Below are 18593 nucleotides of genomic sequence, written 5' to 3' on the forward strand. Positions count from 1 at the left end.
GAAACGGACCGCTCGGTGAAGAAGCTCGCCATCGCCCTCGTGATCATCGTCGGCCTCCTGGTGGGCGCCGACTTCGGCGCTGCCGCGATCGCCGAGTACCAGGTGTCGAAGCGGCTCGCCGAGCAGATGCGGCTCCGCGAGAACCCGGACGTGCGGATCAACGGGTTCCCGTTCCTCACCCAGGCCATCGCCGGGAACTACCGCGACGTGCAGCTGGCCGCCAACGCGGTGCAGGTCGGGCAGCTCAACGAGGTCGGCATCGAGGCCGACCTGCACGGCGCGCGGGTGTCCACCGCCGACGTGATCTCCGGCACCGCCGACCACATCACCGTCGACCAGCTCGTCGGCCGGGTGAAGCTGAAGGCCTCCGACATCGCGCGGCTGATCGGCATCCAGGACCTGACGATCGAGCCGGCCCCCAAGGACGCGCTGGCCGACGACGACGGCAACATCAGCAGCGCCGACGAGCAGCTCGCGGCGGGCACCGACGACACCAAGGCCGTGGTCCAGCTGGACGGCACCGTGAACATCGCGGGCTCCGACAACAAGGTGCGGGTCATCGCGGTCTTGTCCCTGGTCGACGACAAGATGAAGATCGAGCCGCGGAAGCTGGACCTGAACAACAGCGCGCTGGGCCGCATCGAGCTGCCGAAGCTGTTCGAGCAGTCGGTGCTCAAGCAGTTCAGCACCACCCTCGACCCGGGGATGCTGCCGTTCGAGATCAAGCCGACCGCCGTGCGCGTCGAGCGGGGCGCGCTGGTCATCGAGGGCATCGCGGAGAACGTCACCATCAACGCCGGCGGGGTGACCACGGGGTGAACGCGGGCACCTGGGCACTGCTGATCGCCGTCGCCGTCGCCGCGGTGTTCGGCCTGGTGTGGCGGGCCCGGGAAGGCAAAGTGCGCAAGGCGACCGGCGGCGAGGAGAGCATGTTCGACAAGCTTCCCGAGGGCCTGCGGCAGCAGCTCGCCGACGCCCCGGACACCGACGCCAAGCTGACGCTGCTGCAGCTGTCCACCACGTTCTGCGCGCCCTGCCGGCACACCCGCATCCTGCTGGCCGACTTCGTCGGGCGCACCGAAGGCGTGCGCCACGTGGAGGTCGACCTCACGGATCACCCGGAGTGGTCGACGCCGCTGGGAGTGCACCGCACCCCGACGACGCTCGTGCTCGACGACGCGGGCCGAGAGCTGTTCCGCGTCGGAGGCGTCCCGCGCCGAGACGACCTCGCCACCGCCCTGCAACCCCACCTCGCGTGACGCTGGTCCATCCGGGCGATTTCCCACGCCCTTGAGCACCCGTGATCACACCGCCGATCGGCAGCGCGATCACGTTCCCCGCCGTCCGGCAAGGCCCACCGCTCGCCGTCTCACCCTGTGAACGACCTTCCCGCCGATCGGTCTAGCCGGTAACCTCCGGTCCGTGCATGTACTGCTGACCCGGAGGCGCGCGGTGGATCTTTGCCGCGTGGGTAGCAGCCTGTGTTGCGGGCGCTGACCGGGCGGTAGTACGTCTTGCACATCGCACGGCCGCGCGTGGCTGGGGTGTGCTCTCCGAAACCGCCTGACGGACTCGGCAGTCGAAGTCCACTGAGTCAGGAGGCCCCATGTCCGCCGCAACGCTCGACCCGCGTGGCGTCCGCTTCACCGCCGCGATGACCAGCGCGATCCTCGCGCTCGGGCTGGTCACCGCGAGTTGGCGGGTGCTCGCAGCGCAGATGGTGCTGTTCGGGATGTGCGCGTTCCTCGGAATGCGGCTCAACCCGTGGGGTTACGTGTTCCGGCAGGCAGTGCAACCACGCCTCGAGCCCGTCGATCCGGCCGAACGCGAAGAACCGGCACCGGTCCGGTTCTCCCAGGGGGTCGGTTTCGCCTTCGCGCTGGTGGCCACCATCGGCTACGCCGCCGAGTGGACGACGCTGGGCCTCGTCGCGAACGCGTTCGCCCTGGTGGCGGCGCTGCTCAACGCGGTGTTCGGCTACTGCCTCGGCTGCCAGATGTACCTCTTGCTCCGGCGCGTCGCGCCCGTCGGGGCGTCCACATCAGACACCCGCTGAACCACCGAAGATCAACGAAGGAGTCGCTCGATGAGCCGCGCAGAGGTCCTGGTTTCCACCGAGTGGGCCGAACAGAACCTGAACACCGCCGGCGTGGTGTTCGCCGAGGTGGACGAGGACACCACCGCCTACGACGGCGGGCACATCCCGGGCGCCATCAAGCTGGACTGGAAGAACGAGCTCCAGGACCACGTCCGCCGCGACTTCGTCAACCGCGAGGGCTTCGAGAAGCTGCTGTCCGCCAAGGGAATCAGCAACGACGACACGGTGATCCTGTACGGCGGCAACAACAACTGGTTCGCCGCGTACGCGTACTGGTACTTCAAGCTGTACGGGCACGGTGACGTCAAGCTGCTCGACGGCGGCCGCAAGAAGTGGGAGCTCGACGGCCGCGAGCTGACCAAGGACGAGCCGAACAAGGCCGCGACCACCTACAAGGCGCAGGAGCCGGACACCTCGATCCGCGCGTTCCGCGACGAGGTCGTGGACGCCATCGGCAACAAGAACCTGGTCGACGTCCGCTCGCCCGACGAGTTCGCGGGCAAGCTGCTGGCACCGGCGCACCTGCCGCAGGAGTCGGCGCAGCGCGCCGGCCACATCCCGTCGGCGATCAACGTGCCGTGGAGCAAGGCCGCGAACGAGGACGGCACCTTCAAGTCCGACGACGAGCTGACCGAGATCTACCAGGACGCCGGGCTCGACACGTCGAAGGACACCATCGCCTACTGCCGGATCGGCGAGCGCTCCTCGCACACCTGGTTCGTGCTCCGCGAGCTGCTGGGCAACGCCAACGTCAAGAACTACGACGGCTCGTGGACCGAGTACGGCTCGCTCGTCGGCGTCCCGATCGAAAACCCCGCCGAAGCGGCCAAGAACTGACCATCCCGGTCCAGTTTTCCAGGTTAGGAGAGTTGAGCATGAGCGGATGCGGAGCGCCGCAGCAGTCGGGCACGGCGGTCGCCGAGGACACCGACCAGGTCGTCGTGACGGGCAAGGTGCGGGCCGGCAGCGAGCCGGTCGGCGGGGCTTTCGTCCGCCTGCTGGACTCCTCGGGCGAGTTCACGGCGGAGGTCGTCTCCTCGCCGGAGGGTGACTTCACCTTCTACGCCGCCCCGGGCGACTGGACGGTCCGGGCCCTCCACCGCGAGGGCAACGGCCAGACCGCGGTCACCACCAGCGGACCGGGCGTGCACGCGGTGGACATCGCCGTCGCCTGAGTTCTTCCCAACGCGAAGGGCGCCCCGCACCGGTTCGGTGCGGGGCGCCCTTTCGTCCACTGCGGTCAGCGTGCGGACTTGGACCGGAGCAGGGCGAAAGCCCGTTCGTCGCGGTCCTGGGAACGCGGGTCGGAGTCCTCCTGGCAACCGACCGTCGTGAAGTCCACGACCTCCCAGCCGGTGCGGTCGAACAGCCGGCGCAGGCCCGTCTCGCTGAAGATCCAGAAGTTCGTCGCGTCGTTGTTGGCCTCGGCCGGGTCCAGCAGGTACGCCACCGGCAGCTGCTGGATCCGGGTGCCGTCCGGCGCGACCTGCGCGACCCGGGTCGACACGAAGCACAGGTCGGCGCGCTTGGCCAGCTCCTCCAGCACGAAGTACGGGTTCTTCAGGTGGTAGAGCAGGCCGAGGAAGAACACCGCGCCGTAGTGCTCGGCGGGCAGCCGGAACTGCGCGTCCAGGTCGATCTCGTGCACCTGCACGCCGGAATCCAGCTCCTCGACGAGCCGGCGCGCGCCGCGCAGCCCGTTGAAGTTCGTCGGCGCGTTGTCGATCACGTCCACCTGGCAGCCCAGCTCGGCCTCCAGGAAGAAGCCGAAGTCGCCGTCGGCCGCGCCGATGTCCGCGATGCGGGTACCCGCGATCCGGTCGAACACCGAGCGCTGCTCGCCGGTCAGCAGCGCGTCCAGGTGGAAGATGTTCGCCATCGTGTCGTACGGGTACCAGCCGAAGTCGGCGGGCGCGATCTTGTCCTTGCGCGCCAGCAGATCCTCGCGGAAGGCCAGCGCCCGCTCGCGCAACGTCTCGAAGTCCATGTGATCCCCGTCCCTGCTGTCGGCCCGTCGCAGTTCGGCGCGGTATCCGCCCGCAGATCATGCCCGACGCCACACTCCGGACGGGCGCCGCGGTGGTTATCCTTTGCGCGTGGAACTTATCGACTTCCTGCACTACGGTCTCGTCACCCTCGTCGGGCTCGCCGCGCTGGCCACCATCTGGTTCGCCTGCTACGTGGTGTACCGCCTGCACAGCGACTGATCCGGGGCTCCCGGTAATCTCGACGCGATGACTGCTACGCCGAACGAACCACAGCGCGGCAGCGGCGACGCCGCGGTCGCCGCGGCCGAGGAGCGCGCCAAGCTGACCCGGGACCGCAACGTCCCGGAGTACGACGACCTGCCCGGCGTCGGCGACACCGCCAACCTGCGGATGGGCCCGTCGCTGAACGACGCCTGCCTCGCACTGCTGCCGCTGGTCGGCGTGTGGCGCGGCGAGGGCGAGGCGTCGCACCCGTCGCTCGACGAGTCGTACTGGTTCGTCCAGCAGGTGACCATCGCGCACGACGGCCGCCCGTTCCTGACCTGCGAGAGCCGCGCGTGGCGGCTCGACGGCGAGGGCGGCAAGGTCGTCGCGCCCGCGTTCCGCGAGGTGGGCTTCTTGCGCCCCCAGGCGGACGACACCATCGAGCTGATGATCCTGCACGAGACCGGCGTCGCCGAGATGTTCTTCGGCAAGCCGCAGGGCCAGACCACCTGGCACTTCGGCACCGACGCGGTCCTGCGCACTCCGACCAGCGAAGACGTCACGGCGGCCACCCGGCTCTACGGCGTCGTCGAAGGCTCGCTGGCCTACGTCGAGGAGCGGGCCACCTCGGAGCACGAGCTGCAGCCGCGCCTGTCCGCGAAGCTCGACCGCGTCGTCGGCTGACGTCCCCGCTCGGCCGTTCCTTGTCAGACCCCCGGGCTACGTTCTGATCAGCTGACCGACGAACCCGAGGCAGGCAGAGCATGACCAGCACTCTCACCGGCGAGCGCGCCGACATCCTGGAACTCCTGCGGGCGCACCGCGGCTTCCTGCGGCACACGGTGCAGAACCTCACCGACGAGCAGGCCCGCCTGCGGCCGACCAAGAGCGAACTGTGCCTCGGCGGGCTGATCAAGCACGTGACCGCGGTCGAGCGGAACTGGGCCGACTTCATCCGCAACGGCCGCAAGTTCGACGCCTACGACGAGGCGGCGTTCGCCGAGCAGGTGGCGACCTTCCACCCGACCGACGAGGAAACGCTGGAATCGCTGCTGGCGGAGTACGCGGAGGTGGCGGAGCGGACCGACGAGATCGTCGCGACCCTGCCGGACCTGGACCTCTCCCACCAGCTGCCGGACGCCCCGTGGCAGGAGGAGAAGGGGGTGCGCTGGACGGTGCGCCGGGCGCTCCTGCACATCGCGGCGGAGACCGCCCAGCACGCGGGCCACGCCGACATCATCCGCGAGACGATCGACGGCCAGAAGACCATGGGCTGACCTGGCGGGACCGCAAGTTCCATTGAAATCGAAGGTCCAATTTCAATGGAACTTGCGGAAGTCATCCACAACCTTCGGCGTGTCGCGGAGCGACACGCCGTCCGGCCGCAATTTCCATTGAAATCGAAGGTTCGATTTCCATTGAAATTGCGGCCGGTCGGTCACCCGGTGCCGGTGATCAGTAGTTGGACTCGTAGAGGCGGTTGATCTCGGCGTGCAGGTCGGCGTCGGTCTTGACCTCGGTGCCGTCGATGGTGTGCACCTGGGTCATCAGCCGGACGCTCGACGCCAGCCACACGCCGTCGCTTTCGAACAGCGCCGAGGCTGGGAACTTCGCCACCTCGGTCTTCCAGCCCGCCTGCTCCGCGGCGCGGAACAGCGCGCCCTGGGTGGTGCCCTTGAGGATGCCCGAGCTGGGCGGCGTGGTCAGCAGCGTGCGGCCCTGTGCGAGCACGACCGTCGAGGTCGGCCCCTCCAGCACCGAACCGTCGGTGGCGGTGAAGATCACCTCGTCCGCGCCGCGCGACTCGGCCTCCCGCATCGCGGCCATGTTCACCGCGTACGACAGGGTCTTCGCGGACAGCAGCAGCCAGGGCGCGCGGTCCATCAGGTCCGGCGCGTAGCCCCGCTCCAGCGTCACCGCCGCGACGCCCTCGGCGCGCTTGCGCAGCGTGTCGGGGCCGATCTGCATGCCCATCGCGAAGCCGTTGGGGGTGCCGTCGCCGCCGTCGACGCCGCGGGTGCACACGAGCTTCAGCGCCATCTGCGGGTCGGTGTCCCACGGCCAGTTGTCGATGACCACCTGCACGACGCGCTCCCACGCGGCGCGCTCGGGCAGCCGCATCTGCATCAGGCCGGCGGAGCGCTCCAGCCGGTCGAGGTGTGGCCCGAGTTCCCTCGGCTTCCGGTCGGCGACCAGGATCGTCTCGAAGATGCCGTCGCCGCGCATCACGCCGAGGTCGTCGGCGCGGAACAGCGGCGCCTCCGGATCAACGAGGGTCCCGTCCAAAAGTGCCAGTACGCGCATGCCGGAAGCCTAGAACCTCCGCGCCGGAGACAACGGCCGCCCCGCGCACGCGGCCGGCAACACCACCCGCCCCGCTCAACGAGCCGATCCGAGCATTCCGGCGCGGAGTTACGATCGAAGGAACTTCAAGCGCGCCGAGCACAGGAGCGGGCATTGAGCGACCAGGGATCGCTGCGCAGCACCTTGCACCAACGCGGCATGCGGATGACACCGCAGCGCCAGCTGGTGCTGGACGCGGTGCGCGAGCTCGGGCACGCGACGCCGGAGCAGGTCTGCCGGCGCGTGCAGGGCACCGCATCGACGGTCAACATCACGACGATCTACCGCGCCCTGGACCTGCTCGAGGAGCTGGGCCTGGTGCGGCACACGCACCTGGGGCACGGCGCGCCGACCTACTCCGTCGAGGAGCACGAGCACGTCCACCTGGCGTGCCACCGCTGCGGGACCATCGACGAGGTCTCGACGGAGCTGCTGGACGACCTGGGCCGCGACCTGCTCGCGCGGTTCGGGTTCGCCCTGGACGCCACCCACCTGGCCCTGTCCGGCACCTGCCGGAACTGCCGCAACACCGACGCCGCCGAGGAGCGCCGATGAGCTCACCCCTGTTGGACCTGCCGGGTGCGGTGCCCGCGCCGGACGATGCGGTGGACGCCGGTGTGCCCTGGCACTTCGGCGACCCGTTCGCCGAGCAGCGGTCGGCGACCCGCTCCGCCGTGCTGGTGGACCGCTCGCACCGGCAGATCATCGCGGTGCCCGGCGAAGAGCGGCTGAGCTGGCTGCACCTGGTGCTCTCGCAGCACCTGACGGAGCTGCCGGACGGGCAGGGCACCGAGGCGCTGGTGCTGGACAGCCAGGGCCGCGTCGACTGCCACGTGCTCGTCGCGCACCACGACGGGGTCGTCTACCTGGACGCCGATGCGGGGGCCCAGGCCACCAGCGCGTTACCGACGATGGGCGTGGACGGCAGGCAGTCGCTGCTGGAGTACCTCGACGCCATGCGCTTCTGGTCCAAAGTGGAGCCCCGGGACGCCACCGAGGAGTTCGCGGTGCTGACCGCGGTCGGCCCGGACGCGGGCGGCATCCTCGCCCAGTTCGCGCCGGTGCCGTCGAAGCCGTACGAGGTGAAATCCCTGCCCGGCGGCGGTTTCAGCCGGTACGTGCCGTTCCGCGCGCTGCCCACCATCGACCTCGTGGTGCCGCGCGCATCGCTGGTGGAGTGGTGGACGAAGCTGACCGACGCGGGCATCCGGCCCTCCGGCACGCTCGCCTTCGAGGCCCTGCGGGTGGAGGCGCTGCGGCCGCGGGTCGGGCTGGACACCGACGAGCGCGCGATCCCGCACGAGCTCGGCTGGGTGCACGTGGCGGCGCACGTGGCCAAGGGCTGCTACCGCGGTCAGGAAACCGTCGCCAAGGTGCACAACGTCGGCAAGCCGCCGCGGCGGATGGTGCTGCTGCACCTGGACGGTTCGGCGGAGATCCTGCCGGAGACCGGTGATCCGGTGTGGCTCGGCGAGCGCAAGGTGGGCCGGGTGGGCAGCGTGGTGCAGCACCACGAGCTCGGGCCGGTGGCGCTGGCGCTGCTCAAGCGGTCGGCGCCGGTGGACGGCGAACTGGTCGCCGGCGATCCGGAGCAGGATCGCGCGGTGGCGGCCGCGGTGGATCCGGACTCGGTACCGCCGGACACCGGCGAGCCGCCGGGGCGGATCGCGGCCCAGGGGCTTCGCGGCCGGTAGTTGACGAGGCGGGTATGTCTGGAGGCGCCACCCCGCGCGTGATCCAACGCGCCGGGGGAGCACCGTTGTTGCAACAACATCGCCCGAACTGTTGGCGAACTGCACAGAATTGCCGGAGGATGGCCACGTGATCGAAGTCCGCCCGGGTGGACGGCGCCGAATCGACAGGGTCCTGGCCCCGGACTACACCAGCGATATCGAACAGCGCACGCTCGGCGAGGTGCGCGCGTTGCGGGACGAGGCGGCGCAGGAGGAAACGGATCTCTCCTACCTGCGCCGGGTTCTGCACGCGCGGATCGACATCGTGCGCGCCGAGCAGCGGCGGCGCCGCGAGGGCGGATCCGCCTCGGTCGTCGAGCAGCTGGTGAACATCCTGTCGGACAACGCCGTCGGGCCGGCCGCCGGTTCCGGCCGCCACCAGACGACCGAGCCGTCGCGGGCCGAGGCGCACCGCAGGCACGTAGAGGCGCTGATCTCCGATGTCGACCTCTCGGACGTGATGTCGTTGTCGGAGGCCAAGCTCGACCAGGCCCTCGGCGCCTACACCGCGGAGGAGGACTCGGTGTCCCAGCGCCGCCGGGAGGTGCAGGGCGTGGTGGACCGGCTGAACGCGGATATCGCCCGCCGCTACCGCGAGGGCGCGGCATCCGTGGACGACCGGCTCGCGGAGGAACGCGACCGGCCCTGACCGCCGAACGGCGTCCTAAGTAGACGATCTGAACGCAGCTCGTGAGCGTTCGATCCGGTTCTCACCGGATCGAACGCTCACGAGTTTTTTTCTTCCCAACTGGACTTTCCTCAGAGTACGCTCACATATTGGTACTGATCTCCCATATTTTGAGATGGATGTCATGAGTGCGCAGCCGGACACCTACACCCACGGACACCACGAGAGCGTGCTGCGGTCGCACCGCTGGCGGACCGCCGAGAACTCCGCCGCCTACCTGATCCCGCACCTGCGGCCGGGCACCCGCGTGCTCGACATCGGCTGCGGGCCGGGCACCATCACGCTGGACTTCGCCACCCTGGTCGGCCCCGGCGAGGTGCTGGGCATCGACAATGTCGACGAGCCGCTGGAGATCGCCCGGGCCGGAGCCGCCGAACGCGGCCTGGACAACATCGCCTTCGCCAACGCCGACGTCTACCGCCTGCCCTACGCCGACGACTCCTTCGACGTCGTGCACGCCCACCAGGTGCTGCAGCACCTGACCGATCCGCCTGCCGCGCTTCGGGAAATGCGGCGCGTGTGCAAGCCGGGCGGCGTCGTGGCGGCCCGCGACGCGGACTACGGCGGCATGCGCTGGTCGCCGGGCAATCCGGGTCTGGACCGCTGGCTGGAGCTGTACCGGCAGGTGGCGCAGAGCAACCAGGCATTCCCCGACGGCGGCCGTTTCCTCAAGACCTGGGCGCTGGAGGCGGGCTTCGAGGACATCACGTGCACGGCGTCGGCGTGGTGCTTCGCAGCGCCCGAGGAGCGTTCCTGGTGGGGCAACCTGTGGGCGGACCGCATCCGCCGGTCGTCCTTCGCCGAACAGGCCCTCACCCACGGCCTGACGACGCGCGAGGAGCTGGAGGAACTGGCGGCGGCCTGGCACACCTGGATCGCCGCCGAAGACGGCTGGTTCGCCGTCCTGAACGGCGAGATCACCTGCCGCCCCTGACCTCCGGCTGTGGGTGTTCTGGGGTGCTGTAGCGCCCCAGAACACTCACGGGCCCACCAGCTCCGCGAGGGTGGCGCGTGGTGCGTTCGTCGTCAGTTGTGGCGTTCGCGAGCGGCGAATTCCGCCCAGAAGTCCCGCAGGGACTCGTAGTGGGTCGCGACGTCTTCGGCGTCGTCGGCTTCCATCGCGTCGACGATCGCGTGCACGTCCTCCGCCGACGTGTCCGCGTCCAGGTCGCTGGACGTCATCAGCTGCACCAGGCCGCCGTAGTCCAGCTCCACCGCCGAATGCGGGTGGAAGCGCTCCAGCCAGCGGCCGGTCTCCCGCAGGATCCGCGTCGGCCCTTCCTCGCCGATGGACTTCCGGCCGATCGAGTGCGCCCGGGCGACCCGGCGCCGCGCGTCGGCCATCGCCGCCCGCCAGCACACCCGGCGCCGGCCCGGCTCGGTGAACACGCAACGCTCCGCCGGATCGATCAGCACGAACCACGGCAGCGGGACGGTCCAGGTGGACGACAGCACGTGTACTCCGCCGCCCGCGAGCTCGCTGACCACCGCGGTGGCGCGCACCTTGGCCTTCTCCGCGGGCACCTGCAGCGCCGCGGTCCGCAGCGGGACCTCCGCATCGCCCAGGAAGCCGACCAGCGCCGCGGCGGACCGCCCGCGCAGGTCCAGCGGGCAGACCAGCGGGCCCGGCCCCACCGTGGCCGACGGCGCGCTCGGCACGTCCGCCGGATCGAGCACCAGCACGTCGCCGACGCCCGCGATCGCACCGTCGGCGGTCTCGCCGGGCAGCAGCCGGGGCGGCGAGGCGAGCTGGCTGCGCAGCCAGACGTCCTGCTCCCGCACTCCGGCGTCGAACGGGTCGACCGGCCCCTGCGCGACGGCCGCCTCGAGCTCCTCGCGCAGCGGCGAGTCGAAGGCCGACAGGGGCTCGTACACCCTCAGGTAGGCGACGAACGGCTCTGGCACAGCGAGCATCGTGTCATGCGCCCCGGGATCGCCTGCGGCTGGCTCTCCGGGCAGCGAAAACAGGGGTGGGAAGGGCCCTCGGAGGGGGAGAGTTGGACGTCACCCAAGACACGGGCACTCAGTCATGGCACCACGTCGCGTTGAACCGCCTCGACACGGTACGGTAGTTACAGGAAAAGTTGTCGAGATCATGCGGGGCCGACATTCCCCTGTCCGCCCCGCAACCCTGTGCGAGGGGGTCGAGCCATGGGGCGCGGCCGGGCTAAGGCCAAGCAGACGAAGGTGGCCCGCGAGCTGAAGTACAGTTCCCCGTCCATGGACATAGAGGCGTTGCAGCGCGAGCTGTCCGTCTCGGAGTCCGGCGAGTGGTCCCGTGAGGACCGCGATGACTCGCGCGACGATGGGTATGACGACTACGACTACGACCGACGTTGAAGCACTTCTCCACGGGGACAGCGGATGAACGCTGTTCGCTCGATGGCGAGGTACGTCGGAGTCGTTCGTCTGACCCGATGTCAAGGAGCGGGTGGGGTTGACGAGTTCGCAAGTCCCACATAGGAGGAGCACCGTGAGTGGCGTTGCCGGGTTCACCGGCGACGCCACTCACGTCTGTGCGCTGCAATCCGAAAAGGCCTGAGCAAGAAGGCGAACGCGCGCGCGGAAGTCCGGCGGGCAAGACGAAGCCGGCGCGCGCGGGCCGCCTCTCGGCGGGTGGCGCTGCTGGGCTCCAGCCGAACGGTATTCCCAGCAGGCGATAGTTGGAGCCCGGGGGCACACGCGCACGCCGACAATCGGTTCAACGACCGAGACCCCATCAGGATTCCCGGCCGCGATCACGTGTTTCGGGCGCGGCTCGGGACAGAACCCGAACCGCGCCCGCAAGTGTTCTCAGAAGCGCGGGTGGTTGCCGCGGAGGAGCACTCGATCTTCTTCGTTCGTGCCTTCGACGGTGGGCTGCTTGGCGATCTCGCCGAGGACCCAGGCCGGCACGTGGCGGGCCGTGAGCACCGCGAGGGCGCGGTCCACGTCTTCGGCCGTCACCACCGCGACCATGCCGATGCCCATGTTGAAGGTGCGTTCCATCTCGTCGGCCTCGACCCGGCCGCGCTGGGCGATCAGCCGGAACACCGGGTCCGGCGTCCAGCTACCCCGGTCCAGCACTGCGGTCAGCCCCGACGGGATCACCCGCGCCAGGTTCTGCGCCAGCCCACCGCCGGTGACGTGCGCGAACGTCCGCACGCCCGCCTCCGCCGCCAGCGCCATGCAGTCCTTGGCGTAGATCCGGGTCGGTTCCAGCAGCTCCTCGCCGAGGGTCCGGCCGAACTCCTCGACGTGGCCCTCCAGCGGCATCCTGGCGATGTCCAGCAGCACGTGCCGGGCCAGCGAGAAGCCGTTGGAGTGCAGGCCCGACGAGCCCATCGCGATCACCACGTCGCCCGGGCGGACCTTGTCCGGGCCGAGCATCGCGTCCGCCTCGACCACGCCGACGCCGGTGGCCGAGATGTCGTACTCGCCGGGCGCCATCATGCCGGGGTGCTCGGCGGTCTCCCCGCCCAGCAGCGCGCAGCCGGCCTGCACGCAGCCCTCCGAGATGCCCTTGACCAGGTCGGCGATGCGGTCCGGCACGACCTTGCCGACCGCGATGTAGTCCTGCAGGAACAGCGGCTCGGCGCCGCACACCACCAGGTCGTCCACCACCATCGCGACCAGGTCGATGCCGACCGTGTCGTGCACGTCCATGGCCTGCGCGACGGCCAGCTTGGTGCCCACGCCGTCCGTGGAGGAGGCCAGCACCGGCTCCTTCCAGCGGTCGAGCTTGAGCTGGAACAGCCCGGCGAAGCCGCCGAGCGAGCCGATCACCTCCGGCCGCGTCGCGCGCTTCGCCCACGGGCGCATCTTCTCGACCGCCTCGTCACCGGCCTCGATGCTCACGCCCGCGGCGGCGTAGGTGGCTTTCGGACTACCGGTCTGGGCAGACCCTGCGAGCAGGTCTTCGGACACGACTGGCTCCACATCTTGGTGCGAGTTTCGGTTCGCCGGACGCGCATGTGTAGCACGGACAACGCTACGCGCCGATGGCGAACCCGGGTGCGGGAACGGTGCGATTCTCAGGGCCGCTGCAGCGCGTCGGCCGCGCCGTAGCTGCTCGGCAGCACCGGTTCGGCCGGCCCTGCGACACCGCGTTCGGCCTGGTTGAGGCCCTCCAGCAGGTACTTGCCGAGCCGGGCGTCCTCCGGCAGCGGGATCGGGTAGTCGCCGTCGAAGCAGGCCGCGCACAGCCGGGTGCGGGGCTGCTCGGTGGCGGCGACGAGCCCGTCCAGCGAGACGTGGCCGAGGCTGTCCGCGCCGATGGAGCGGCGCACCCCGTCCATGTCCAGGCCGTTGGCGACCAGTTCGGCGCGGGAGGCGAAGTCGATGCCGTAGAAGCACGGCCACTTCACCGGCGGCGAAGCGATCCGGACGTGCACCTCGATCGCACCGGCCTCGCGGAGCATCCGGACCAGGGCGCGCTGGGTGTTGCCGCGGACGATCGAGTCGTCCACCACGACCAGCCGCTTGCCGCGAATCACCTCGCGCAGCGGGTTCAGCTTGAGCCGGATGCCGAGCTGGCGGATGGTCTGCGACGGCTGGATGAAGGTCCGGCCGACGTAGGAGTTCTTCACCAGGCCGTTGCCGTAGGGGATGCCGGAGGCCTGCGCGTAGCCGATCGCGGCGGGCGTCCCGGACTCGGGCACCGGGATCACGAGGTCGGCGTCGACCGGGTGCTCCTTGGCCAGCCGGCGGCCGATCTCGACGCGGGTGCCGTGCACCGAGCGGCCGGAGATCGTGGTGTCGGGGCGGGCCAGGTAGACGTACTCGAAGATGCAGCCCTTCGGCTTCGGGCTGGCGAAGTGCTGGGAGCGCAGCCCGTCCCCGTCGATGGCGAGCAGCTCGCCGGGCTCGACCTCGCGGACGAACGACGCGCCGACGATGTCCAGCGCGGCCGTCTCGCTGGCCACCACCCAGCCGCGTTCCAGCCGGCCGAGCACCAGCGGGCGGACGCCCTGCGGGTCGCGCACCGCGTAGAGCGTCTGCTCGTCGCAGAACACCATCGAGAACGCGCCGCGGACCGTCGGGAACAGCTCCATCGCGGCCTGTTCGAGACCCTTGTCCACGGCGAGCGCGGCCAGCAGGCCGGTCACCAGGTCGGAGTCGCTGGTGGCCCGCTCGCAGCCGTTGGCCGGCGACGACGTGTTGGCCGTGGTGTCGACGCCCTCGGCGACGACCCGGTCCAGCAGCTCGGCGGTGTTGACCAGGTTCCCGTTGTGACCCAGGGCCAGGCCGTTGCCGGTGGCCGTGGTGCGGAAGGTCGGCTGGGCGTTCTCCCAGCTGCCGCCGCCGGTCGTCGAGTACCGGGCGTGCCCGACGGCGACGTGGCCGCGCAGCGACGCCAGGGTCTGTTCGGTGAAGACCTGGCTGACCAGGCCGAGATCCTTGTAGACGAGCACCTGCGAGCCGTCGCCGACGGCGATGCCGGCGGCCTCCTGCCCGCGGTGCTGGAGGGCGAAGATCCCGTAGAAGCTGAGCTTGGCGACTTCTTCGCCGGGTGCCCAGACGCCGAAGACGCCGCATTCCTCGCGGGGGATGTCGCGCTCGAGGCTGGAGAGGTCCGTTGGGGTACTTGCGTTTGCCGGTTCGGGCCGGTCGGTGACCACCGAGAACTCCCTGAAGGACGAAGCCGGAGTTACACCTCAGTGTAAACAGGTGGCAACCGGCCCAACTCCGCCCCGATGCGTGTTCGCCATCTCATCCTCGGACCGGCGGTCGACGCGACGTGCAGGTTCGGTCACGGCTCGTCGATCCGGACCAGCGGAAGCCACTGCGAAACGTCGGAGCGGGAGCCGGAGGCGGTGAGCGCCCCGCGCTCCAGGGCGGCGGCCCAGTCGAGCCGCCCGGTCGCCAGCAGCAGCCAGGTGCGCGGGTCGGTCTCGACGACGTTGGGCGGCGTGCCACGGGTGTGCCGCGGGCCGGTGACGCACTGCACGGCCGCGAACGGCGGCACCCGGACCTCGACGCTGTTGCCGGGCGCGACCTGCTCCAACGTCCGCAGGCTCAACCGCACGGCGGCGGCGAGCTCGGCGCGCGCCGGCTGCGCCGCCTCGCCGTCCAGCCAAGACCGAACGGCCAGCACGGCATCGCGCATCTCCCCGGGATCAACGGCACGGCGACTGGGCATGCCCAAAGCCTACGAACGCACCCGACACCCAAACCCCCGACTCCGGGCCCCGGCCCCGACTCCGGCCCCGGACCCAGACCCGGGCTCCGGGCTCCGACACCAGGCACCAGGCACCAGGCACCCGACTCCAGACCCTGGACTCCAGGCACCCGACCCCGGACCCCGGCCTCCCGACCCCGGCCTCCCGGCACCGTCCTCCCGGCACCGGGCACGGGCCTCCTCGGGGACCGGGGACACGCAATTTCAATGGAAATCGAAGGTCCGATTTCCATTGAAATTGCGGAAGTTGTCCACAGGCGTCGGCGTGTCGGGGTGCGACACGCCGATGATCCGCAGTTTCAATTGAAACTGCGGATCACCAGGGGGTCAGAGCCAGCCGAGTTTGACCGCCTGCATGCCCGCCTGGAAGCGGGTTTCCACGCCCAGCCTCGAGATCAGCTCCCGCACCCGGCGATGCGCCGTGCGCGCGCTGAAGCCCATCAGCCTGCCGATCGTGTCGTCCGTGGCACCGGAGGCGAGCAGCGACAGGATCCACCGCTCCTCCTCCGTCGGCTGCAGCTCGTGCCCCGACAGGTCCTGGTCCGCGGTGAACGGCGCCGCGAAGCGCCACAGGTCTTCGAAGATCCTGGCGATCGCCGCCAGCATCGCCGAGCTGCGCACCACCACGGCGCTCTCCACCGAGGTCTCGCTCACCGTCAGCGGCAGCAGCGCGATCTCGTTGTCCACCATGATCAGCTTGGTCGGCGCCACGTGGATCACCCGCGCCTGCTCGCCCATCGCGACCAGCTTGGTGGTGATGTCCAGCTGCGGCGGGCGCGCCAGCGCGGACCGGTCGTAGAGCACTTGGTACTGGACGCCCTCGGCGAGCTTGCGCGATTCCAGCGAGTCCAGTGGACCCGTCGTCACGTACGGCGGCTTCGCCACGCCCTGGACCAGCTGCGTCGCGTTGCGCTGCAGCTCGTACGCGGCCCAGCCGACCCGCTTGGCCCCGTGCACGACCTGCAACACGCCGCCGTTGCCCGACTGGGCCCGGGCGGCGCGCGTCACCGACGCGACCTGCGCCCGCACGGCCCGCTCGGTCAGCGGCTCGGTCGTGGCGGTGTCCCTGGCCGGCTCGTCCACCGCAGTCGGCGACTGCGTCAGCTCCTCGGTGTATCCGGGTAACACGGCACACCCCTCCTCGATGTGCCCCCAGCAGCACCGATTAGGCATCGGCACCGCGACGGACACTGAAACACCCCCGTGTTGGCAACGTATCCACCGGGAACGACCGCAGGAACCGACTTTCGCCGGATGCAGCGGATCGACCTTTGATTGACCCCTTTTGGCCGCATCCCAAGATCCCCCGTATGGAGCAATCGACGCCAGGCGGCCACTCGGCTGGAAAGCCCTTGTGCGGCTCGACGTCAAGCGCGGACGGGCCCTTCCTGGCGATCCAGGAAGGGCCCGCGTGTCGCACTGCTACCGGATCAGAGGTCGCCGATCTGCAGCAGGTCGGTGATGGTGCCGTCCGGGGCGCTCTGGATCACGCCCTTCGAGGCCTGGCCCTGCAGCCCGGCGATGACGTCCGCGGGCTTCGCGTCCGGGTTGGCCTGCAGGAACAGCGCGCCGACGCCGGCCACGTGCGGGCTGGCCATCGAGGTGCCGCTCATCGTCTCGGTGCCACCACCGGGCACGGTCGACACGATGTCCACGCCGGGGGCGTAGCCCTCGACGCTGGCGCCGAAGTTGGTGAACGAGGCGGAGCCGTCGGCGTTGTCCGAGGCCGCGGTGGTGAAGACACCCTCCGCGCTGGCCGGGGACACGTTCTCGGCGTCCTGACTTTCATTACCGGCCGCCACCGCGAGGAACACACCGCTGTTGACCAGGTTGGTCGCGGCCTCGTCCAGCGCCGGGTCCTTCGGGCCGCCCAGCGACATGTTCGCCACCGACGGGCCGGAGTGGTTCTGCGCGACCCAGTCGATGCCGGACACGACCTGCTCGGTGGTGCCGCTGCCCTGGTCGTCGAGCACCCGGACACCGACGAGCTTGGTGCCCTTGGCGACGCCGTAGGTGTCGCTGCCGATGGTGCCGGCGACGTGGGTGCCGTGGCCGTGCTTGTCGGAGCCGTCGCCGCCGGTGGCGTCGAAGCCGATCTCGGCGCGCCCGCCGAAGTCGGGGTGCGACGGGTCGATGCCGGTGTCGATGATGTAGGCGGTGACGCCCTCACCGGTGCCCTGGGGGGCGTAGCTGTCGTCCAGCGGGAGCGCCGGCTGGTCGAGCCGGTCCAGGCCCCATGAGCCGACGGCTTCCTTCTTCGCCGGCTCGACCTGGATGCGGTAGCTCTGCGAGATGTTCTCGACCTTGCCGCTGGCGCGGACGGCCTCGAGCGCCTCGGGGCTCAGCTTCGCCGAGAACCCGTTGATCGCGGTGTTGTAGACGACGCGCGGCTGAACGCCGAGCTCTTCGGCGACGCCCTGCGCCGCGATGCCGTCCTTGAGGTTGACGATGTAGACGTCCGACTCCGCGCCCTGCACCTGTGCCTGCGGGTGCAGCGCCAGAGGCGCCAACTCGATCTGCGGCTGCGCGCCTGCCGGTGCACCGGCGAACACGAGCGCCGCCGCGGCAACCCCTGCCCCGGTGCCGTAAAGCAGCTTCCTCATGTGTCCCCTCCTACGTTCATTCGCTCGGGTGGGGCCGAGCGAAAGGCGGTTCACGGCGGAACGTAACCAGGGAAAACACTCGTCCGGGTGATGTTGGCGATTTGTCGCCACACAATCGGGCGACGGGGTGAACGAATTCCCAGCTCTGGGAGGACTACCGGGAATGAGCAGGCAAAACCGCACCCGCCGGGATTTCCGGCGGGTGCGGCGATTTGTTCTCCCAAGCCTGATTTGTGCGTTTTACGTAGCGGCTACCCAGCGTCGCAAGCGGAGGCGAACGGCCTCGACGTACTCGGGTTCGACCTCGGAGACCTCATCGATCGACTCGGCGCCGTCGGGGGCGACGCCGTAGGTCATGCCGTAGTAGAGGTACAGCGCGCGCTCCTGCTCCAGCGGGAGATCGCCCTGCAGCAGGCTGACCCGGGGCGCGCGCCGGACCGCGTCCTTGTCGACCGCGATGGTGAGCGTGTCGCCGTCGAAGGCCGCGCCCTCCAGCGGCGCGAAGCTCTCGTTCGTCCCGAAAAGTCCAGTTTGGACGGTTATCCAAGCGGGCTGCTCGGTGTCGTCGTCGATGAACAACTGGCCGACGATGCCGATCCGCTGGCCCTCCGGATCGAAGACCTCGCACCCGAACATCCGCAACGCTTCCCGCTGGCCGATCATCGCCGCCTCCTCCCCCTCGCCCTCCCCGGTCAGTCTGCGCCCGGAACGGTCGCGGCGGCACCTCGGAACGGCTGCATCTCCGACCGTCCACCGAGTACTGAGCCGGGGCTGGC

At 70.0% G+C, this 18593-nt stretch carries 22 protein-coding genes; 13 read left to right on the forward strand and 9 right to left on the reverse strand.

Features of this window, described 5'->3' with window-relative positions; translation table 11 throughout:
- Positions 1-15 precede the first annotated feature (15 nt).
- The 6 genes from AC07FN_RS19050 (at position 16) to AC07FN_RS19075 (ending at position 3273) form a co-directional block, all read left to right on the forward strand.
- Complete coding sequence (locus AC07FN_RS19050) at positions 16-819, forward strand: LmeA family phospholipid-binding protein (RefSeq protein ID WP_478396808.1); 804 nt, start codon at positions 16-18, stop codon at positions 817-819.
- A complete protein-coding gene (locus AC07FN_RS19055) occupies positions 816-1259 on the forward strand; it encodes a TlpA family protein disulfide reductase (RefSeq protein WP_478396809.1) in 444 nt (147 codons plus the stop codon). Before AC07FN_RS19050 ends, AC07FN_RS19055 begins: the two co-directional genes overlap by 4 nt.
- 163 nt (positions 1260-1422) lie before the next feature.
- Entirely contained in the window at positions 1423-1497 is a 75-nt protein-coding gene (locus AC07FN_RS19060; protein ID WP_358389814.1) for a putative leader peptide, read from the forward strand.
- A gap of 109 nt (positions 1498-1606) precedes the next feature.
- On the forward strand, positions 1607-2056 hold the full coding sequence (locus AC07FN_RS19065) for a DUF4395 domain-containing protein (protein WP_478396810.1): 450 nt from the start codon (positions 1607-1609) through the stop codon (positions 2054-2056).
- A 30-nt stretch (positions 2057-2086) separates the two neighbouring features.
- A complete protein-coding gene (locus AC07FN_RS19070; RefSeq protein ID WP_358581457.1) occupies positions 2087-2935 on the forward strand; it encodes a sulfurtransferase in 849 nt (282 codons plus the stop codon).
- 38 nt (positions 2936-2973) lie between these two features.
- A complete protein-coding gene (locus tag AC07FN_RS19075) occupies positions 2974-3273 on the forward strand; it encodes a DUF1416 domain-containing protein (RefSeq protein ID WP_478396811.1) in 300 nt (99 codons plus the stop codon).
- A 65-nt stretch (positions 3274-3338) separates the two neighbouring features.
- Here AC07FN_RS19075 and AC07FN_RS19080 read toward each other — a convergent pair whose 3' ends face one another.
- The gene (locus AC07FN_RS19080; RefSeq protein ID WP_397527791.1) at positions 3339-4085 is read right to left on the reverse strand and encodes a class I SAM-dependent methyltransferase; all 747 of its coding nucleotides are present in this window, start codon (positions 4083-4085) and stop codon (positions 3339-3341) included.
- 247 nt (positions 4086-4332) lie between these two features.
- Here AC07FN_RS19080 and AC07FN_RS19085 point away from each other — a divergent pair, with 247 nt between their 5' ends.
- Together AC07FN_RS19085 and AC07FN_RS19090 are read left to right on the forward strand one after the other, a co-directional pair.
- Positions 4333-4974, forward strand: a complete 642-nt coding sequence (locus AC07FN_RS19085) for a heme-binding beta-barrel domain-containing protein (RefSeq protein WP_478396812.1) — start codon at positions 4333-4335, stop codon at positions 4972-4974.
- Positions 4975-5054: 80 nt separating this feature from the next.
- Positions 5055-5567 (forward strand): DinB family protein, encoded by a 513-nt coding sequence (locus AC07FN_RS19090; protein WP_478396813.1) that lies wholly within the window; start codon positions 5055-5057, stop codon positions 5565-5567.
- A 178-nt stretch (positions 5568-5745) separates the two neighbouring features.
- Here AC07FN_RS19090 and AC07FN_RS19095 read toward each other — a convergent pair whose 3' ends face one another.
- On the reverse strand, positions 5746-6594 hold the full coding sequence (locus AC07FN_RS19095; protein WP_452613219.1) for an aminodeoxychorismate lyase: 849 nt from the start codon (positions 6592-6594) through the stop codon (positions 5746-5748).
- Between the two features lie 153 nt (positions 6595-6747).
- Between AC07FN_RS19095 and AC07FN_RS19100 the strand changes: the two genes are divergently transcribed.
- The 4 genes from AC07FN_RS19100 (at position 6748) to AC07FN_RS19115 (ending at position 9988) form a co-directional block, all read left to right on the forward strand.
- Positions 6748-7188 (forward strand): Fur family transcriptional regulator, encoded by a 441-nt coding sequence (locus AC07FN_RS19100; RefSeq protein WP_478396814.1) that lies wholly within the window; start codon positions 6748-6750, stop codon positions 7186-7188.
- Positions 7185-8327: a CAF17-like 4Fe-4S cluster assembly/insertion protein YgfZ gene (gene ygfZ, locus AC07FN_RS19105; protein ID WP_452613218.1), complete on the forward strand. Its 1143-nt coding sequence runs from the start codon at positions 7185-7187 to the stop codon at positions 8325-8327. Before AC07FN_RS19100 ends, ygfZ begins: the two co-directional genes overlap by 4 nt.
- 127 nt (positions 8328-8454) lie before the next feature.
- Positions 8455-9015 (forward strand): RsiG family protein, encoded by a 561-nt coding sequence (locus tag AC07FN_RS19110; RefSeq protein WP_478396815.1) that lies wholly within the window; start codon positions 8455-8457, stop codon positions 9013-9015.
- Positions 9016-9178: 163 nt separating this feature from the next.
- The gene (locus AC07FN_RS19115) at positions 9179-9988 is read left to right on the forward strand and encodes a methyltransferase domain-containing protein (protein WP_478396816.1); all 810 of its coding nucleotides are present in this window, start codon (positions 9179-9181) and stop codon (positions 9986-9988) included.
- Between the two features lie 92 nt (positions 9989-10080).
- On the opposite strand, the gene AC07FN_RS19120 is transcribed toward AC07FN_RS19115, so the two are convergent.
- Entirely contained in the window at positions 10081-10968 is an 888-nt protein-coding gene (locus AC07FN_RS19120; RefSeq protein WP_478396817.1) for a DUF8083 family protein, read from the reverse strand.
- A 237-nt stretch (positions 10969-11205) separates the two neighbouring features.
- On the opposite strand from AC07FN_RS19120, the gene AC07FN_RS19125 reads away from it, so the two are divergent.
- On the forward strand, positions 11206-11394 hold the full coding sequence (locus tag AC07FN_RS19125) for a DUF3073 domain-containing protein (protein WP_093264158.1): 189 nt from the start codon (positions 11206-11208) through the stop codon (positions 11392-11394).
- A gap of 453 nt (positions 11395-11847) precedes the next feature.
- On the opposite strand, the gene purM is transcribed toward AC07FN_RS19125, so the two are convergent.
- The 6 genes from purM to AC07FN_RS19155 all read right to left on the reverse strand — a co-directional run bounded on the left by purM (position 11848) and on the right by AC07FN_RS19155 (position 18480).
- On the reverse strand, positions 11848-12960 hold the full coding sequence (gene purM / locus AC07FN_RS19130) for a phosphoribosylformylglycinamidine cyclo-ligase (RefSeq protein WP_478396818.1): 1113 nt from the start codon (positions 12958-12960) through the stop codon (positions 11848-11850).
- Between the two features lie 107 nt (positions 12961-13067).
- Positions 13068-14654 carry an amidophosphoribosyltransferase gene (gene purF, locus AC07FN_RS19135; RefSeq protein ID WP_478396819.1) on the reverse strand — a complete coding sequence of 529 codons (1587 nt, stop codon included), beginning with the start codon at positions 14652-14654 and terminating at the stop codon, positions 13068-13070.
- Positions 14655-14785: 131 nt separating this feature from the next.
- Positions 14786-15175: a sterol carrier family protein gene (locus AC07FN_RS19140; RefSeq protein WP_397527784.1), complete on the reverse strand. Its 390-nt coding sequence runs from the start codon at positions 15173-15175 to the stop codon at positions 14786-14788.
- Between the two features lie 366 nt (positions 15176-15541).
- Complete coding sequence (locus AC07FN_RS19145) at positions 15542-16342, reverse strand: helix-turn-helix domain-containing protein (protein ID WP_132482171.1); 801 nt, start codon at positions 16340-16342, stop codon at positions 15542-15544.
- 302 nt (positions 16343-16644) lie between these two features.
- The gene (locus AC07FN_RS19150; RefSeq protein WP_478396820.1) at positions 16645-17817 is read right to left on the reverse strand and encodes a S8 family peptidase; all 1173 of its coding nucleotides are present in this window, start codon (positions 17815-17817) and stop codon (positions 16645-16647) included.
- Positions 17818-18057: 240 nt separating this feature from the next.
- Positions 18058-18480, reverse strand: coding sequence for a PRC-barrel domain-containing protein (locus AC07FN_RS19155; protein ID WP_358580856.1), 423 nt, complete (start codon positions 18478-18480; stop codon positions 18058-18060).
- Positions 18481-18593 lie beyond the last annotated feature (113 nt).

This window comes from Saccharopolyspora sp. NPDC045941 (assembly GCF_056431445.1).

Bases quoted from the DNA above. Each gene is read 5' to 3' on its own strand.
- AC07FN_RS19065 (WP_478396810.1), top strand. From the start codon at position 1,607: ATGTCCGCCGCAACGCTCGACCCGCGTGGCGTCCGCTTCACCGCCGCG.
- AC07FN_RS19070 (WP_358581457.1), top strand. From the start codon at position 2,087: ATGAGCCGCGCAGAGGTCCTGGTTTCCACCGAGTGGGCCGAACAGAAC.
- AC07FN_RS19075 (WP_478396811.1), top strand. From the start codon at position 2,974: ATGAGCGGATGCGGAGCGCCGCAGCAGTCGGGCACGGCGGTCGCCGAG.
- AC07FN_RS19080 (WP_397527791.1), bottom strand. From the start codon at position 4,085: ATGGACTTCGAGACGTTGCGCGAGCGGGCGCTGGCCTTCCGCGAGGAT.
- AC07FN_RS19085 (WP_478396812.1), top strand. From the start codon at position 4,333: ATGACTGCTACGCCGAACGAACCACAGCGCGGCAGCGGCGACGCCGCG.
- AC07FN_RS19090 (WP_478396813.1), top strand. From the start codon at position 5,055: ATGACCAGCACTCTCACCGGCGAGCGCGCCGACATCCTGGAACTCCTG.
- AC07FN_RS19095 (WP_452613219.1), bottom strand. From the start codon at position 6,594: ATGCGCGTACTGGCACTTTTGGACGGGACCCTCGTTGATCCGGAGGCG.
- ygfZ (WP_452613218.1), top strand. From the start codon at position 7,185: ATGAGCTCACCCCTGTTGGACCTGCCGGGTGCGGTGCCCGCGCCGGAC.
- AC07FN_RS19115 (WP_478396816.1), top strand. From the start codon at position 9,179: ATGAGTGCGCAGCCGGACACCTACACCCACGGACACCACGAGAGCGTG.
- AC07FN_RS19120 (WP_478396817.1), bottom strand. From the start codon at position 10,968: ATGCTCGCTGTGCCAGAGCCGTTCGTCGCCTACCTGAGGGTGTACGAG.
- AC07FN_RS19125 (WP_093264158.1), top strand. From the start codon at position 11,206: ATGGGGCGCGGCCGGGCTAAGGCCAAGCAGACGAAGGTGGCCCGCGAG.
- AC07FN_RS19140 (WP_397527784.1), bottom strand. From the start codon at position 15,175: ATGCCCAGTCGCCGTGCCGTTGATCCCGGGGAGATGCGCGATGCCGTG.
- AC07FN_RS19150 (WP_478396820.1), bottom strand. From the start codon at position 17,817: ATGAGGAAGCTGCTTTACGGCACCGGGGCAGGGGTTGCCGCGGCGGCG.
- AC07FN_RS19155 (WP_358580856.1), bottom strand. From the start codon at position 18,480: ATGATCGGCCAGCGGGAAGCGTTGCGGATGTTCGGGTGCGAGGTCTTC.